This window comes from Peribacillus sp. 05N428, from assembly GCF_056397085.1.
The window spans coordinates 1-16,300 of the sequence record NZ_JBFTMS010000029.1 but is presented as its reverse complement, the minus strand read 5'-3'; the positions used below and the strand labels follow the sequence as shown (position 1 = coordinate 16,300).

The following is a 16,300-nucleotide window of genomic DNA, read 5'->3' as shown; positions in this document are numbered from 1 at the left end:
CATTCCTAGTATACGCATTAAACCAAATTCTTATTTATTCAATGAAGAAATTATCCAAAAAACCTTAACACCTTTTGTTTTCCAGCCCTGCTTTAACCAAGATCGCTTTGATCATAAAGTAGGAAATATGTTCGGGCAGAGCTTCTTTAAGTGGTTTCAATTTTTCTGAATCCAATTGTTTCGCAGTTTCCAAAACAAGATCGAACTCTTTATCCAAGAAAATCTCATCCCATTTAATATCCAAGTTTTCTTCTGCACACTTTAATAAATGATTTTCAATTGAAATGGAAGACAGCCCTCTCAATGCCCCTATTTCCTTGATTGATTTGCCTTCCTGATATAAGCGAAAGCTCTCTAAGTGAGATGGTTTAGTCGATCGCTTTACCGTTTCCTTTGTAATCATAGTATTCGTATCTAATTCAGGATGTGCCTGTACATACTTGGAAATACCTTGTAAGAATAGATTTCCGAAGCGTTCGAATTTCTGTATGCCTACCCCTTTGACTTCCAGGAATTCCTCTTCAGTGCTCGGCAGTTTGAGGGCCATATCTTTCAAAGATGCATCGGAAAAAATAATGAATGGAGGTACATTTTCCTTGCTTGCCAATTCTTTTCTTAACTGTCTTAGCTCTTCGAATAATCCATGATCTGCGCTGATGCTGCTTACTTTTTTTATTTCCTTACGCAGGACTTTTTTCTGTCCCAATAGCACTTCCCTGCCTGCATTGGTAACCTTGAGTACTGGAAACTGGCCGCCTGTCATTTCTATGTACTGTTTTGCTGTCAGGAAATCAATGAAATCACCAACATCCTTCGCAGTTTGATCATTGATGATACCATAGGTTGAAAGCTTCTGGAATCCGAACTCTTCAATTTTCTTATTGCGTGATCCCGTAAGCACTTGGGAAATCATCGTTTTACCGAATCGCTCACCCATTCGCAACATGCATGAAAGGACCATTTGTGCCTGTGTAGTTACATCAACTGAGTCACGTTTATCTGTACAATTTTCGCAATGACCGCAATCTTCAGGGTTTTCTTCTCCAAAGTATCGCAGAATGAATGCTTGCAAACACCCTTCGGTAAAACAATAATCCTTCATTCTGTTCAATTTCTTCAATTCCTGGGATTGCCACTCCTGAGAGGGATTTGATTGATCAATCAAGAAACGCTGTATCTGCATATCCTGAGGGGAATATAAGAGGATACATTCACTATCCAAACCATCCCTCCCTGCACGGCCCGCTTCCTGATAATAACTCTCCATGTTCTTTGGAGTTTGGTAATGGATGACGTATCTAACATTCGACTTATCGATTCCCATCCCGAAGGCAGATGTCGCTACCATCAAAGGAACGTCATCACGAATGAATTGATCCTGCTGTTCCGACCGTTCTTTTTCATTCATGCCAGCATGATATCTACCTGTTTTGAATCCGGCTTTAATAAGCTTGGCATACAAGGAATCGACTTCTTTCCTGGTGGCTGCATATATGATACCCGATTCATTTTTGTTTTTCTCCAAATAGCGCATTAAAAACCGTCCGCGATTTTCTTCTTTCACAACGGAAAAGAACAGGTTATCTCTAGAAAATCCCGTGGAAACTGTATGCTGTACAGATATTCCGAGCGACTGACATATATCATCGGTCACATGCGGTGTGGCAGTTGCCGTTAATGCCAGTACAGTCGGAGCAGATGGCATGTTTTTCAATAAGGTGTTGATTTTTAAGTAGCTTGGCCTGAAGTCATGACCCCATTGAGATATACAGTGAGCCTCATCAATGGCAACCAAAGAAATTTCCACATTAAATAGATCCTGCTGAAATGCAGGATTTTCCAAACGTTCAGGTGCCACATAAACCAGCTTATATCTACCGTGCTTAATATCATTCATTCTATTGGATGATTCTAACCCAGAAATGGAGCTATTAAGAAACGTGGCATCAATTCCATTTTGTTCGAGGGCATCTACTTGGTCTTTCATCAAGGAAATAAGTGGGGATATTACGAGTGTTACACCTGGTAACAGAAGGGCTGGAATTTGGTAACATATTGATTTACCTCCGCCAGTAGGCATGATTCCCGCTGTGTTTATTCCTCCTAAAACCTGTTCGATAATCTGTTCCTGACCTTTTCGGAATGACTCATAACCAAAGTATTCTTGTAAATAATCACGTGCTTTTTCCATCAATTTATTACTCCTCCTTTTTCCCTTGCAAGGATTTATAAGGATCTATTTCTTTCATTGTACCTGCTTTTCCCGTGAACCAAAAGGACTAAAAAAACAGACACATTATGTTTGTGTCTTCATTTTTTTAGGATTTGTACAATTTGGATGTTGATTTTCCTCTCCAGGCACTCCGTTTTCCTTGGGCGGACCGCCCTCGGCGGCTTTGCGCCTGCGGGGTCTCCCCTGGACACGCTTTTCCCGTAGGAATCTCGCACACCCGCTCCAATCAACTTTGTTTTAACTTTTAGATAGAATCCTTTTGTCTACAAACTGAAAGCAGACACAATATAACTGTGTCTGCTTTTTCAATATATAAACATGTTTTGCATGGTTAAATTAATTCAGGATTTGCACTTTAACGTCTTTAACGCCCCAATTCACGGCATCCTGTTCGTTTGGAACAAATATGTCCACTCTATTCCCTTTGATGGCACTGCCTGTATCGGCTGCCGTTGCGTAGCCATAACCTTCAACATAAACCTTTGATCCTAGCGGAATGACTGATGGGTCCACAGCAATCACCTTTGCATCAGGATTAGCTTTCAAGTCCACTCCTGTTGCTGTTGTTCCGCTGCAGCCTTGACAATCAGCCGTATAGGCGGTTGCACTAACAGTAATCTCTTTTCCAGATTCTGCTTGATCTTGGGATTCATTGTTTGAATCTGCTGGTTCCGATTGTTCAACTGGTTCCGATTGTTCAACCGGCTTTGTTTGTTCTGCTGGCTTAGATTGTTCTGCTGGTTCGGATTGCTCTGCTTGTGCAGCTTGCTCTGATTTCTGTGCAGGCCCTACACTTGCAGCTTCGACTTTGTTAGCTGCCGGTTTAATGACAATTTCTTGACCAGGATGGATTGTATCTGAACTTAAACCGTTCCAAGATTTAATATCATTTACCCCTACATCATATTTGTGTGCAATTCCCGATAATGTGTCCCCTGACTTTACTTTATAATGCTCTTCTTGAGAAATATGTATGGTTTCTCCGGCATAAATCGCGTCTGAAGACAAATCGTTCCAAGACTTAATATCTTCTACTGATACTTTATATGTTTGAGATATCCCCCATAATGTGTCTCCATCTTTCACTTTGACATCTTCTGCTTGTACCGGAATTGTGAATGCACCGGATATAGCAGCCGCTGCCGCTAACGATAAGATTGATTTTTTCATATGTTGTTACCTCCTTGTGAGCTGCTTTATAAGCTATGAGTTAAATCTTAACATAGTTTTTTTCTATACAAAGAACAAACAGATAAAGAATAGATGACAAACATCACAGTAAGATAACGGGACTATAACAAGATTTTATAATATTCTGAAAAAACATCATTTTCCATATAACTCCCATTCCAGGCCAGAGCAGTCATATTATGCATTACCGAGGCATAAAAATTAAAGGCTATATCTTTACAAAGGAGGTATTTTTTGTGACTCGCGAAAAGACTTTTACCCTAGTTAAGTCATATAAACCTTTCCATAGTAAATTCGATCCGTGTCCGCCTATTGGGAGAAAGTATTACAGGACACCTCCTAATTTGTATATTAATTTTCAACCGCCCAATATGGAGCAGTTCACACCGGAAGAAGCTTTGAAATACGGTACACTTTGGAAATTCTTTTATGATTTTTATGATAATCCATATCGGGAAAGGGAGACGTAAATGAATAAGAAACTGGATGATGAATATTATCAGTTGCTTGAACAAATCCAGGCTGCCGATTTCGTACTTGTCGAGTTGACTCTTTATTTGGATACACATCCTAACGACCAGCAGGCTTTACAGCAATTCAATCAATTTCATGAATACTCCCAACAACTGAAATCGGTTTTTGAGCCTAAATATGGTCCATTATTGGGATTTGGAAACAGTCCAGGCGGTGAAAATAAATGGGAATGGGGCCAAGGCCCTTGGCCATGGCAGGTATAAGGAGAGATGAGCTATGTGGGTTTATGAAAAGAAGCTGCAATATCCAGTTAAAGTAAGAGACTGCAATCCTCGATTGGCTAAATATTTAATAGAACAATACGGTGGTGCTGATGGTGAGTTGGCTGCAGCACTCCGTTACTTAAATCAACGATATACAATTCCGGATAAAGTCATTGGCCTGCTTACGGATATCGGAACGGAAGAATTTGCCCATCTCGAAATGATCGCCACGATGATCTATAAGCTTACAAAAGATGCCACACCTCAGCAGATGGCAGCAGCCGGGCTAGGGGATCATTATGTCAATCATGATAGTGCCCTTTATTATCATGACGCAGCAGGGAATCCATGGACCGCCACTTATATCCAAGCAAAAGGAGATCCAATTGCAGATTTATATGAAGATATCGCTGCTGAAGAGAAGGCCAGAGCAACCTACCAGTGGTTAATTGACATCTCGGATGATCCTGATATCAATGATTCACTCAGGTTTTTACGCGAGAGGGAAATTGTCCATTCGATGAGGTTCAGGGAAGCTGTGGAGATTTTAAAAGAAGAAAAAGGTAAAAAGAAGTTCTTTTAATGAAATTCACAATAAAAAAGCAGCGGATAAAATCCGCTGCCTTTTTCATTTACGGTCTGAAGAATATGTCCATCCATCTTCCTGGTAAATCTTTTCTTCTTTCATCAGTTTGCCGAGAGCACGCTTGAACGCTCCCTTGCTCAAACCGAAGTGAAACTTGATATCATCAGGTGGTGTTTTGTCACCATAAGGCATTGCACCGCCGCGATTCATTAAATAAGTGAAAATGACATCAGCATCTTCCCCCATTAAATCTTGTTTAAAGGGGATTAAAGAAACGTTAAGCGTTCCATCTTCTTTACTATCAATGACGCGCCCTTCAACTAATTCACCAAGACGGGGCTCCTCCTTGCGTTCGCTTTCGTGAATGAAACAGCGGTACCCTTCTTCTGAAATAAAGAATGATCCAACCATAAGCAAACGATAGACATTTCCCTTAATACTGGTGTTGCGAATCCCTTTTAATGGAGCTGTTACTGCAATCTCCTGAATGACATCTTCGGTTGCAAGTTTACCAAACAGGCGATCATGACGATCTGTCTTCAGGGATACATATAGACGATCACCAACCTCAGGCCATAATCGATCTATATTCGGAAGGTCGTCCAGGGAAACAAGAATATCTTTCGAAAGACCGATGTCAACAAAAACACCAAGTTTCCTTTTCACATTGACAACTTCCGCCCAGCCATACTGATCAATCTGAATTTCGGGTATCTTCATTGTCGCTGTTAGCCTTGCTTGTTTGTCATGGTAGATGAACACAGTTACTTCATCGCCAATCTCAAGTTCCGTTCCTTCATTCATTTCATTATGATGAAGTAAGACATCTTCTGAACCATCCGTTAAAAACCATCCGAAATCAGCCTTACGTTCCACTTCTAACTCTACAGCCATGCCGGCCTGAATTTTTTGCATGAATAAAAATCCTCCTGTAACTTACCTTTACCTACAATTGTACCCAATTATTTATTTTTCCAACATATTTGAATTTATCATTTTTTTGATGTTCTGTATACCTATTACGGTTTTTTATTTTTTAACCCTTGTTTTCTCCATGAAATGCCTGCCGGATTAGTATCTGCCCTTGTTTACCGTTACTTAACAAGGTATGCATGATCACTTTGGATAATTGGCTCGGTTTATAAGGTTTAACTAAATAATCCTTAGCTCCCAAGGAAATCCCCTTCTCCCTTTCGTCAAGTGCAGTCGAAACAAAAACGGGACTCATTCAAATCAACGGATCCTTTTAATTCCCTCAGGATCGCCCAGCCGTCCATCTCCCCCTCTTCAAGAAGGATATCCAGCACAATGGCATCCGGAGGTGAGGATTTTAGCTTTTGAAAAGCCTTTCTACCACTTTTGAAATAGCTGACGTGGAAACCACTGTCCATCAATTCATATTTTAGCAGTTCCGCTAAGTTAATATCATCTTCAATGACCATAATTTCATGGGTCAGTTTTCTTGACTGTCCTTCATTGTTAAGCCCCACTTCTTTTAGAGTAACTCTAGGTAAGGATATGGTAAAGGTACTTCCATGTCCATAATTGGAAACCACCGTAACATCTCCGCCGTGATTTGTCATAAAGTTTTGCTTTTTTTCCCTGACTAATCTTCTAAAACCCGCGATTTTAAACTCTAGTATTTCGGTGATATAATTTAATGATCAACTGAAAGGAAAAAGAAATCATTCATGACAAAAAAATTGTATTACACGTCCACCAAGACTTCCCAATGGGATACCGAAATTCGGGAAACCATTGTAGAAAATGGCTTTTACTATATCACTCTTGAAGAAACCGCTTTTTATCCCGAAGGCGGCGGTCAGCCTGCAGATACGGGTAAAATAGAAGGAATCACCGTTCTTGACGTTATAAAAGACAATGATGGAAAGATTCTTCATAAGTTGGAGAGACGGCCAGATTCAGAGATCGTTCACTGTGAACTTGATTGGTCCCGCCGCTTCGATCATATGCAACAGCATAGCGGCCAGCATCTACTCTCTGCTGTCTGCAGGGAACTGTTTGACTCTAATACGGTCAGCTTTCACCTTGGAAAGGAATATTTAACGATCGATATAATGGCAGGATTTCAATGGACTGAGGTACATACGGCTGCTGCTGAAAAGCTAGTTAATCAATATATCATCGAGAATCGCGAAATACTTATCTATTACGTGACAAACGAGCAACTACAGACACTTCCTGTCGTCAAAATGCCTAAAGTGTCTGAAAATATCCGTATTGTTGAGATAGAAGGAATTGAATATAACCCTTGCGGTGGAACTCATGTAGGGCGTACCGGTGAGATTGGGTTAATAAAAATTTTCAAAGCGGAGAAGCAGAAGGAGCTTACCCGGCTCTACTTTAAGTGCGGCTTCAGGGCATTGAATGATTATTCCGAAAGTCTAGGAATTCTTTCTGCATTATCGACTAAATTCAATACCGGACGTACAGAAATCCTGAATAGGGTGGAGAAACTTGAAAATGACTATAAGCAGCTGCTATCGGCAAATGAAAACTTAAAACTTGAAAATGCAAATTTTCTTGCTGACTCCCTGCTTGCAGAAAATGGAGGGGGATTCATCTCTCATATTTTCGAAGATAGCTCAATGAAAGAACTGCTTTACCTTGCAGGTACGATTGTAAAAAAAGAAAAGGTTACCGTATTATTAGCATCACGTAAGGAGCAAAAGGTCATCCTCTCGGACAGCGGGGACAGCCCTTTTCATTGCGGACAATATTTTAAAGCGGAACTGGGCTCCTATAATGGAAAAGGCGGAGGGAACGAACGAACTGCACAAGCAGGCTTTGCGTCACAAAATGACTTAATTGCATTTTATCAATACTCAGTTGAAAAATTAGGTCAAAATCCTCGTGCATAAAACCGATCCGTAATGGATGGCATACGTGATGATCATAGGAATCATTACTTCTCAAAATTAGAAAAGAGAGGACAGATTACGTCCTCTCTATTTTTATTCTTCTATTTTCAATTTCCCTAACCCGTGTTCTTCAATATGAAGATGATATTTTTCCTCGAGCTCCATGATACGTTTAAACGCTTCCTCCTGATTGCATTCATGGTTTTCCGACTCCTCGGCGAACTCTTTCCTAGCCAAATGGTAGGCAAGCTTATCCCTGAACACTCCATCTTCATACTCATTTATGACTGTATGAAGTTGATCCTCCAATTCCCTGCTCAGATCATACATTTCGTAATCCTTTATAAACTGTACTCCTCCCATGCCGAAATCTTTCGCAAAGGAATTGATATACTGTTCCATTTCACTGAATTCTTTATTATCTTCAGTATCGGAAGCAACCCAATATCCGTACTGAACCATTTTGAATAATGTTTCATACTGTTTCTTGGTAAAATTGATTTTCATTGACGATACTCCTTTTCCGGTTTCCTTACAACAAAAAGAATAAACCGCAATGGAATAAAAGTCCAATGCGGTTCATTCTCAATCCAATATTTCTGTTACAGAAAAATATGCTGCTTTTTCCGTATCTACGACATAATGGCAATCGCCTTTAACTAAATTATAATAACGGTGCTTTTGAATATTTGAAATCATTTGAGTTGAATCATCGCCTTCAACCTCATGCTCTAGTTCTTTGCCGCCCGGAAAATAAAAACCAACTTTCAATTTCATCTTTCTCATCCTTCCCTTCATCTGGTTGATCACTCTTTTATTTCTTATCCTTTCTCAAGCAGTTATAAACATAAATAAAATGCTTATTCACTTTTTCCATGATATTCTAGGGGGAAATATGAAAATCTGAAGGTGTTTTTTATGAAGATAAGGAAAGCCATAGAAGAAGATGTAGATGGAATAGCAATTGTACATATAAACAGCTGGAAAACAACTTATAAAGGAATCCTTCCGGATCAATATTTGTCTTCCATGAATCTGGAGGCCAAAAAGAAAAACTGGCTAAGGAATTTAAAGATGCTGCATAATGCTACCTTTGTTGCGGAAAACGCCAATGGGGAAATCATCGGTTTCGCTGCCGGAGGACCAGAACAAACGAATGATCCGCATTTTCAAGGTGAAGTATATGCCATTTATTTTTTAAAAGAATATCAAAAACAGGGACTTGGCCGAAAAATGATAAAAGCGGTCATACATGAGCTTATAAAAATGGAACATAAGAATTTAATAATCTGGGCATTAAAGGATAATCCATCATGCGGTTTTTACAAAGCACTTGAAGGTCAAGTGATAGCTGAAAAAACCGTTAAAATGGCAGGCATCGAGCTTATCGAAGTCGGTTTTGGATGGGAAGATATTCAGGATATCCTTTTGCATCTGTGAGCATTTCACGAGGAGGGTGGAGGCATTCCACCCTACCCCTTTCATGTCTCAATAAGGAAAGCATTTTTCTCTTTACCTAAAAAATATAGCCTGTGCAATGGCCTTGTCATTGTTACGTACAGCAATTTGATATCAAGTTCATTTTCGTGGCAATACGCTTCTTCGAGGGATATTGCAAATACAACATCGAATTCGAGACCTTTGGCTTGATAGGAAGGAACAATCAATGTTTTATCTTTAGGGATGTTTCCCGCTTCATCTATTAAATGAAAGCCTTGATGGAATTCACTTAGTTTCTCGTTTGCCAGCTTGCAATCTTTCATCGTTTTGGCAATAACGGCAAACGTTTTAAAACCTTCACCTTTAAGGGTTGCGATCAGTTCAATCAGTTCTTCTTCCCAACCTTCCTTTTCAATGTAAATGAATTCTGGATCCTTGCCATGCCGGACCACGGGTTCAACTTCCGGGAAATCGTATGTTAACAACTGAAGTATTTCATTAGCTTGTTTCATAATTTCAACAGTTGTTCTGTAGCTTTTTTGTAATTCAGTATACGTCGCCCGAGGGAAAATACGACTGTGAACCTCATCCCATGTTTGAAGTCCGCGGTATGAATGTATGCCTTGTGCAAGATCGCCTACTAGTGTGAACATATCGGTATCCACTGCCGTCTTTAGGGCCTGTAACTGCATGAAGCTATAATCCTGTGCCTCATCAATGACGACATTTTTTGCTTTGTTTTCTTTATCGACACCGAAAAGCCGCTCCTGAAGATATAATAATGCTCCCAAGTCCTCCAGCTCATAACTATTAGCAGAAAATAATTTATGATTGTACACACATAAAACCCTGGCATCTTCAACAGTAAGCTTACCGTTGCTGTATGAGGCGAGACGCTCCGGATCTTGGTATAATTCCTTATAGTACTCCAGGAGATCTTTACTTTTGAATTGCTTAAAATACGCTTTTACAGAAGTACGGATTGCCTTTTGGATCTGTCCTATCCTTTCCTCTTTTTTATCGAGGCATTTTGTAACAAATTCCTTGCGTATGACTGGATCGATATTCTTATAGAGCGCCTTCTCGATTTTGGCATCATAAAGATCAACAACGCGTTCAAGCATTGTTTTCTTTTTTAATTTCACTTCATTTTGTAAAATGGCCTTCAGTTTGTCCAGCCGGCTATATAACGGTAAATACCAATAATCCTCTTCCAATAATCTAATGAACTTCTTAGCGGAATAGAGGCGATATTTATCACAATAAAAATCAGCGTCCGGATGAAACCCACTGAAAATGTCCTTTATATATTCGTCCAATATATATTTAAAGGCAGGGGATCCCTTCAGACCTGATATCCAGACGGCTGAATTAATTTCTTCATCATCCTTTTCCAGCAATCGCGTTAATTTATCATCCGCTATAAGCTTCACTTGCTTTCCTATCGCTGCCTGAACATATTCGGAAAACGTGAATTGTTTTACCTTTTCGACACCCAATTCAGGTAAAGCTTCAGATATGTAATCAATGAATACCCGGCTCGGAGCAAGAATCATTAATTGTCGCGGATCGAACAAGTCTTTATAGTGGTAAATGAAATAAGAGATCCTATGTAAAGCGATTGTGGTTTTACCGCTGCCCGCTGCGCCCTGGACAATGATAGGTTTATTCAAATCTGCCCGAATGATTTTATTCTGTTCTTCCTGGATCGTGGTGATGATATCCGTCAATCGATTGCTGGAACTCTTGGAAAGGGATTCCTGCAACAATTCATCCGTTGTTGTCAAATCAATGTCCCTTATCTCCTCCAAGACACCTTCTTCTATCATTAGCTGTCTTTTTAAAGTGATATTCCCGCTAAATGTCTCCCCTTCCGCTTCATATTCTATTTCACCAATCCGTCCCTCATAATACAGATTTGCAATCGGTGAACGCCAATCAACGATGATCTGTTCCTGGCTTTCCCTCTGATAAAGAGATGCTTTTCCGAAATAAAGGACTTCGCCTCTCTCCCCATCATTCCTTTCAAAATCCACTCTTGCAAAGTAAGGTTTTTTACTTGCTTTACGTAAACTTTCAAGTTCGGTTTTGGACATCTCAAAAAAGTTGGCCGTCGTCAGCAGCTGTGAATATAAGGCTGATTCAGACCAATCGGCATCGCCAAAAGCTTCTTGCATATTCCGCTGAAATTGATCTTTGCTTGTTTCTGATGTTTTGATGACTACATCGATATAACGTTTTGTAAAATCCAGCCGCTGTCGTTCCTTTTCAAAATCAGGGTGATTACCCAATGAAATCACTCCCCTTCCTTGTATATTGATCAAACTTATTAAAATGCCGATGCTAAGACGAAATGGACATTTATACTATCAGAAAAGCCAATGGTTGACAAATTTGGAGACATAGAATTATATACTTGTAATATACCTTCCCTGATATTTCATATAATTCGAAGAATATGCGATATATTCCAGATTGGTTAGGTGTTATCTTGACTTATGCTGAGACATTCATGGTTATGCCTTTCTTCCGTAATTGTCATCAACTCTTAACATAAATAACGCTAATTTAATGTTTTATCGGAAACCGACATTATATACTTAAATGACAATTACATAACTTTTTTAAGAAAGCGGGTCCTGTCATGGAAATAAATCAAAAACAACCAATGCTATCCCCTAAATTAATCCATGAACTTGAAATTTTATCATCCAAAACACAAATGCCTATTTCTGAATTACTGGAAATATCCGTAATTTCACTGCTGGAAAAAGTGAATAATACCAAAGAACTCAATGTTGGACTTAATAATAAAGAAATGATTTTAAGAAATAAAATCATCATCAATCAAAATAAAGAAGTTTTGAATAACAAAAGCACTTGACCATTAAGGTTAAGTGCCCAGACTGTAGACAAACTCGATGAAATTCGAGTTTGTCTACATTTTTTTTGCTTGTACAATTTGGACGTTGATTGGAACGTAGGGCACTCGCTTTCCGCGGGCGGTCGGGGAGCCTCCTCTGCTTTCGCCTGCGGGGTCTCCCCTAGACGCGCTTTTCCCGCAGGAGTCTCGTACCTTCCGTTCCAATCAACTTTGTCTTACCTTTTAGATAGAACAACTTTTGCCTAAAGTCATTTTTGTTTTAAAATAGAAGTATTAGAACCTGAGGTGATCAGGATGCTTTCATGATTCTATTCAGCGAGATCAACTTGAACTGATTACTTTAGATCAACTGGTGCCACCGAACCATTTGGTTCGTAAAATGGAGGCTGCCATTGACTTCACTTTCATTTATGACTTGGTGAAGATATGTATTCAGAGGTAGGACTCCCAAGTATTGATCCTGTTATTTTAGTTAAACTGACATTCATTCAATATACTTTCGGTATTCGTTCCATGCGTAAAACAATTCAAGAAGCGGAAACAGATATGACTTACCGTTGGTTCTTAGGCTACGCTTTTCATGATAAAGTACCTCCTCCACGTTAGGGTAAAATTATGAGTGACGCTTTAAAGATACAGACCTGTTTGAACAGATTTTCTATCGCATCTTAATAACAGCCGCTGATAGAAAGTTAATAAGTGCTGAACACATATTCGTCGATTCCACACATGTGAAAGTCAATGCGAATAAGCGAGAATTTGAAAAGAAAATTGTAAGCAAAGAAACACGAGCATATCAAGGGCGTCTTCTTCAAAATGAAATAAATCAAGATCGTAAGCACTTGACCATTAAGGTTAAGTGCTTTTTAGCTTCCTAACTGCCACTGTATTACTGCTAAAGATATTCTGTCGTGGTTTCCAATGTAATATTTATACCTAAATACCAAACAATAAAGTATTCAGCAAAATTTCCTCCATATTATAGATCTCATCGGTTTAAATCTGTAATTTCGCATAAAAAAAGCAGCTATTAAGCTGCTTATCCATTATTCATGGTTTATTTGATGTCACGTATGTACCCGCTATGAAATCATGTATCGATCTATGGTCTTTCCTAATGCCAACCATGAATGCACTGACAATAAACCCTATCCCTAATGTAATGGCATATACCAAAGCAGCAACTAAATACCTCAATAGCATAGTGCCTATCCCTAATTTTTTGCCGTCCATCCTTACTATGCGTATTCCCATAATCCTTTTGCCAACTGTATAGCCATACCATAGTATCGGGACAATCACCATGTAGAGAAAGTTAAAAAGAGTTGAAAAATTTTCATTTTCCCAATCACCGGTAATCACCCCGAAAATTATCGCTAATGGTGTTGATACTATTATGCCGTCCAAAACTCCTGCGAAAAGACGTTTCCAAAAACCTACTGAATCACTCATATATGTTCCTCCCGTTGTATTAGTTACAGTTACCTATATTACCAATTATAAAGTTGTTGCGTAATGGGTCTTTACACCTATAATAGTATTCAATAAAAAAATAGTACTTACATTTATAGGTGACAATTTTATAAACAAAATTAAATCCTTGTGTAATTTTTGCTTATAAACGTTTGTTTTTGCTAATCTGCCTTTAATTTTCCTAAGAAATAAGATACAATTTAAATGATGCACAGTTTAAAACATATAAGATTGTAAACTGCCGTTTGAATGAATCAGCGTAAAACTAATGAAACAAAGTGTTGGACACGTTGAAACAAATGTATTTTGGAGGAATGTAAATAAATGATTACAGTAAATAATGTTGGTTTACGTTATGGCGATCGTAAACTGTTTGAAGATGTTAATATAAAATTCACTCCCGGTAACTGCTATGGCCTGATTGGTGCGAATGGTGCCGGTAAATCCACTTTCTTAAAAATCCTTTCCGGTGAAATTGAAGCACAATCCGGTGATGTCCATATGGGGCCAGGCGAACGCCTTGCCGTTCTAAAGCAGGATCACTTCGCTTATGAAGAGGAAGAAGTCCTTAAAGTTGTCATTATGGGACACGAAAGATTATATGAAGTCATGCAGGAAAAAGATGCCATCTATATGAAGGAAAACTTCACCGACGAAGACGGAATGAAAGCGGCCGAGCTTGAAGGGGAATTTGCCGAATTAAACGGATGGGAAGCTGAACCCGAAGCTTCAATCCTCTTAAAAGGCCTTGGGATTACAGAAGACCTGCATACGAAGAAAATGGCTGAATTGAACGGTGGCGACAAAGTTAAAGTATTGCTTGCCCAGGCACTATTCGGTAAACCGGATGTTCTTTTACTGGATGAGCCTACCAACCACTTGGACTTAAAAGCGATCAAATGGCTGGAAGAATTCCTAATCAACTTTGAAAACACTGTTATCGTAGTTTCCCATGACCGTTACTTCCTTAACAAAGTTTGTACACATATCGCGGATCTTGATTTCGGTAAAATCAAAGTTTATATCGGTAACTATGACTTCTGGTATGAATCAAGCCAGCTTGCCCTTAAACTGACTCAAGATGCCAATAAGAAAAAAGAAGAAAAAATCAAAGAGCTTCAAAATTTCATCGCGCGTTTCAGTGCCAATGCATCCAAATCGAGCCAGGCGACATCCCGTAAGAAATTATTGGATAAAATCAGCTTGGATGACATCGAGCCTTCTTCACGCCGCTATCCATATGTCGGCTTTACTCCTGAACGTGAAATCGGGAACGACCTGCTTCGTGTAGATGGAATCTCGAAAACGATCGATGACGTAAAGATATTGGATAATGTCAGCTTCACGATGAATAAAGGCGACAAAATTGCATTTGTCGGTAAAGATGAGATTGCTAAAACAACAATGTTCAAAATCTTGGCAGGTGAAATCGAACCGGATGGCGGCTCATTCAAATGGGGCGTTACGACCTCTCAGGCATACTTCCCTAAGGATAATGCTGAATTCTTTGAAGGTGTCGATTTAAATCTTGTCGATTGGCTCCGTCAATATTCTCCTAATGACCAGAGCGAAAGCTTCCTGCGCGGTTTCTTGGGCAGGATGTTATTCTCAGGCGATGAAGTCACGAAAAAGGCAAGTGTACTTTCAGGGGGCGAAAAAGTTCGCTGTATGCTTTCCAAAATGATGTTAAGCGGTTCGAACGTCCTGATGCTTGATGAACCTACCAACCATCTGGACTTAGAGTCGATTACGGCATTAAACAACGGTTTAATCAGCTTTAAAGGATCTATGATCTTCTCTTCTCATGATCATCAGTTCATCCAAACTATTGCGAACCGGATCATTGAACTTACTCCAAAAGGTACAGTCGATAAGCAAATGAGTTATGATGAGTACCTTGAAAATGGCGAATTGCAAAAACAAGTCGCTGAAATGTACAAATAATACTTTTATGAAAGCATATCCTTATTGGATGTGCTTTTTTCGTTCCCTATTCTTTCTGCCTGCATTTATTTCATACCTTTAATGTATTGAAGGCATAAAAAACACGCTGCCATAAATATAATAATATTCCCTGAAAGATGAGCACTGAATAATTTCATGGATAAAAAGGTATATTGGTAAGGAAGGAGTGAGTTAGAATTGGATGGTCATACAGTGAAAAATATTTTTGATGATACAGGATACCTTTTTTTATATGATAAATTCAGTTATCATTTTTATATATCCGGATTGTTCGATGTAGTGGAACAAGAAAAAGTAATCTCGGATTTTTTAAATTCTTATGGCTTCGATGATAAAAACCCTCTCTTTTTTGACGACTTTTCCTATTACTTTAATTGCTTTCATTATTCCCACCAAAAACAAAGGATGATGAATTACTTGAAAACCGAGTATGACGAACATATTTGTTAAGTAGTATAAAAGACCAGATAAACTGCCAAAACTATTCAAAAAAAGGTAATAGTATAATCGTGCCTTACCTGAGACTATAGGCAAACTTGATGAAAATTGAGTTTGCCTATAGTTTTTTTATGGTTGTACGATTTAGATGTTGATTTCCGCTCCAGGCACTCGCTTTCCGCGGGCGGTCCGGGAAGCCTCCTCGGCGGCCTTTGCGCCTGCGGGTCTCCCCTGGTCGCGTTTTTCCCGCAGGAGTCTCGCACCTTTCTATCCAATCAACTTTGGTTGAACTTTTAGATAGTAGTCTACAAACTGTAGCTCCCTTGAACTGCCCCGTAAATGTTAGACACCAAACTAACATTTACGGGGTGTTTTTTATGGCTAATTTTTCTGCCGAACAGAAAATATTCATTGTACGACTTTACCTTGAAGGAAAGCACAGCTATATGGATCTTCAGAAAATATTTGAAG

General features: G+C 39.1%; 17 protein-coding genes and 1 pseudogene. 9 read left to right on the top strand and 9 right to left on the bottom strand.

Annotated elements, in window-relative coordinates; translation table 11 throughout:
- Positions 1–64: 64 nt before the first annotated feature.
- Both recQ and AC1DIV_RS21535 read right to left on the bottom strand, forming a co-directional pair.
- Entirely contained in the window at positions 65–2,191 is a 2,127-nt protein-coding gene (gene recQ / locus AC1DIV_RS21540; protein ID WP_340878534.1) for a DNA helicase RecQ, read from the bottom strand.
- A 378-nt stretch (positions 2,192–2,569) separates the two neighbouring features.
- Positions 2,570–3,403, bottom strand: coding sequence for a 3D domain-containing protein (locus AC1DIV_RS21535; RefSeq protein ID WP_072273075.1), 834 nt, complete (start codon positions 3,401–3,403; stop codon positions 2,570–2,572).
- Between the two features lie 257 nt (positions 3,404–3,660).
- Here AC1DIV_RS21535 and AC1DIV_RS21530 point away from each other — a divergent pair, with 257 nt between their 5' ends.
- From AC1DIV_RS21530 to cotJC, 3 genes are read left to right on the top strand one after another with little or no spacing between them, the layout of a single operon-like run.
- Entirely contained in the window at positions 3,661–3,894 is a 234-nt protein-coding gene (locus AC1DIV_RS21530; protein ID WP_048679115.1) for a spore coat associated protein CotJA, read from the top strand.
- Positions 3,895–4,161 (top strand): spore coat protein CotJB, encoded by a 267-nt coding sequence (locus tag AC1DIV_RS21525; protein WP_034307303.1) that lies wholly within the window; start codon positions 3,895–3,897, stop codon positions 4,159–4,161.
- A 13-nt stretch (positions 4,162–4,174) separates the two neighbouring features.
- Positions 4,175–4,744: a spore coat protein CotJC gene (gene cotJC / locus AC1DIV_RS21520; protein WP_048679126.1), complete on the top strand. Its 570-nt coding sequence runs from the start codon at positions 4,175–4,177 to the stop codon at positions 4,742–4,744.
- A 45-nt stretch (positions 4,745–4,789) separates the two neighbouring features.
- Here cotJC and AC1DIV_RS21515 read toward each other — a convergent pair whose 3' ends face one another.
- The 3 genes from AC1DIV_RS21515 to AC1DIV_RS21505 form a co-directional block, all read right to left on the bottom strand.
- Positions 4,790–5,662 carry a CvfB family protein gene (locus tag AC1DIV_RS21515; RefSeq protein WP_048683447.1) on the bottom strand — a complete coding sequence of 291 codons (873 nt, stop codon included), beginning with the start codon at positions 5,660–5,662 and terminating at the stop codon, positions 4,790–4,792.
- 121 nt (positions 5,663–5,783) lie between these two features.
- Positions 5,784–5,921: a hypothetical protein gene (locus tag AC1DIV_RS21510; RefSeq protein ID WP_340876616.1), complete on the bottom strand. Its 138-nt coding sequence runs from the start codon at positions 5,919–5,921 to the stop codon at positions 5,784–5,786.
- A 22-nt stretch (positions 5,922–5,943) separates the two neighbouring features.
- On the bottom strand, positions 5,944–6,303 hold the full coding sequence (locus tag AC1DIV_RS21505; protein WP_340876617.1) for a response regulator: 360 nt from the start codon (positions 6,301–6,303) through the stop codon (positions 5,944–5,946).
- A 135-nt stretch (positions 6,304–6,438) separates the two neighbouring features.
- On the opposite strand from AC1DIV_RS21505, the gene AC1DIV_RS21500 reads away from it, so the two are divergent.
- A complete protein-coding gene (locus tag AC1DIV_RS21500; protein ID WP_340876618.1) occupies positions 6,439–7,629 on the top strand; it encodes an alanyl-tRNA editing protein in 1,191 nt (396 codons plus the stop codon).
- Positions 7,630–7,722: 93 nt separating this feature from the next.
- Here the strand turns inward: AC1DIV_RS21500 and AC1DIV_RS21495 are convergent, their stop codons facing one another.
- Both AC1DIV_RS21495 and AC1DIV_RS21490 read right to left on the bottom strand, forming a co-directional pair.
- Positions 7,723–8,136, bottom strand: a complete 414-nt coding sequence (locus AC1DIV_RS21495; protein WP_340876619.1) for a hypothetical protein — start codon at positions 8,134–8,136, stop codon at positions 7,723–7,725.
- Between the two features lie 78 nt (positions 8,137–8,214).
- Positions 8,215–8,406 carry a hypothetical protein gene (locus AC1DIV_RS21490; RefSeq protein WP_034307314.1) on the bottom strand — a complete coding sequence of 64 codons (192 nt, stop codon included), beginning with the start codon at positions 8,404–8,406 and terminating at the stop codon, positions 8,215–8,217.
- Positions 8,407–8,547: 141 nt separating this feature from the next.
- Between AC1DIV_RS21490 and AC1DIV_RS21485 the strand changes: the two genes are divergently transcribed.
- A complete protein-coding gene (locus AC1DIV_RS21485) occupies positions 8,548–9,069 on the top strand; it encodes a GNAT family N-acetyltransferase (protein WP_340876620.1) in 522 nt (173 codons plus the stop codon).
- A 41-nt stretch (positions 9,070–9,110) separates the two neighbouring features.
- Here AC1DIV_RS21485 and AC1DIV_RS21480 read toward each other — a convergent pair whose 3' ends face one another.
- Positions 9,111–11,369 carry a HelD family protein gene (locus AC1DIV_RS21480; protein WP_340876621.1) on the bottom strand — a complete coding sequence of 753 codons (2,259 nt, stop codon included), beginning with the start codon at positions 11,367–11,369 and terminating at the stop codon, positions 9,111–9,113.
- Between the two features lie 344 nt (positions 11,370–11,713).
- On the opposite strand from AC1DIV_RS21480, the gene AC1DIV_RS21475 reads away from it, so the two are divergent.
- Positions 11,714–11,953, top strand: a complete 240-nt coding sequence (locus AC1DIV_RS21475) for a hypothetical protein (protein ID WP_048683463.1) — start codon at positions 11,714–11,716, stop codon at positions 11,951–11,953.
- Between the two features lie 310 nt (positions 11,954–12,263).
- Positions 12,264–12,792 (top strand): annotated as a pseudogene (locus AC1DIV_RS21470) (transposase); the annotation flags it as partial.
- A 211-nt stretch (positions 12,793–13,003) separates the two neighbouring features.
- On the opposite strand, the gene AC1DIV_RS21465 reads toward AC1DIV_RS21470, so the two are convergent.
- Positions 13,004–13,405, bottom strand: coding sequence for an RDD family protein (locus AC1DIV_RS21465; RefSeq protein WP_063593777.1), 402 nt, complete (start codon positions 13,403–13,405; stop codon positions 13,004–13,006).
- A gap of 345 nt (positions 13,406–13,750) precedes the next feature.
- On the opposite strand from AC1DIV_RS21465, the gene AC1DIV_RS21460 reads away from it, so the two are divergent.
- Both AC1DIV_RS21460 and AC1DIV_RS21455 read left to right on the top strand, forming a co-directional pair.
- A complete protein-coding gene (locus AC1DIV_RS21460; protein ID WP_340876622.1) occupies positions 13,751–15,370 on the top strand; it encodes an ABC-F family ATP-binding cassette domain-containing protein in 1,620 nt (539 codons plus the stop codon).
- A 198-nt stretch (positions 15,371–15,568) separates the two neighbouring features.
- On the top strand, positions 15,569–15,841 hold the full coding sequence (locus AC1DIV_RS21455; protein ID WP_034307327.1) for a hypothetical protein: 273 nt from the start codon (positions 15,569–15,571) through the stop codon (positions 15,839–15,841).
- The last annotated feature ends 459 nt before the right edge of the window (positions 15,842–16,300 follow it).

Coding starts and splice junctions, on each gene's coding strand:
- recQ (WP_340878534.1), bottom strand. CDS start 2,191: ATGGAAAAAGCACGTGATTATTTACAAGAATACTTTGGTTATGAGTCA.
- AC1DIV_RS21535 (WP_072273075.1), bottom strand. CDS start 3,403: ATGAAAAAATCAATCTTATCGTTAGCGGCAGCGGCTGCTATATCCGGT.
- AC1DIV_RS21525 (WP_034307303.1), top strand. CDS start 3,895: ATGAATAAGAAACTGGATGATGAATATTATCAGTTGCTTGAACAAATC.
- cotJC (WP_048679126.1), top strand. CDS start 4,175: ATGTGGGTTTATGAAAAGAAGCTGCAATATCCAGTTAAAGTAAGAGAC.
- AC1DIV_RS21515 (WP_048683447.1), bottom strand. CDS start 5,662: ATGCAAAAAATTCAGGCCGGCATGGCTGTAGAGTTAGAAGTGGAACGT.
- AC1DIV_RS21500 (WP_340876618.1), top strand. CDS start 6,439: ATGACAAAAAAATTGTATTACACGTCCACCAAGACTTCCCAATGGGAT.
- AC1DIV_RS21495 (WP_340876619.1), bottom strand. CDS start 8,136: ATGAAAATCAATTTTACCAAGAAACAGTATGAAACATTATTCAAAATG.
- AC1DIV_RS21490 (WP_034307314.1), bottom strand. CDS start 8,406: ATGAAATTGAAAGTTGGTTTTTATTTTCCGGGCGGCAAAGAACTAGAG.
- AC1DIV_RS21485 (WP_340876620.1), top strand. CDS start 8,548: ATGAAGATAAGGAAAGCCATAGAAGAAGATGTAGATGGAATAGCAATT.
- AC1DIV_RS21475 (WP_048683463.1), top strand. CDS start 11,714: ATGGAAATAAATCAAAAACAACCAATGCTATCCCCTAAATTAATCCAT.
- AC1DIV_RS21465 (WP_063593777.1), bottom strand. CDS start 13,405: ATGAGTGATTCAGTAGGTTTTTGGAAACGTCTTTTCGCAGGAGTTTTG.
- AC1DIV_RS21460 (WP_340876622.1), top strand. CDS start 13,751: ATGATTACAGTAAATAATGTTGGTTTACGTTATGGCGATCGTAAACTG.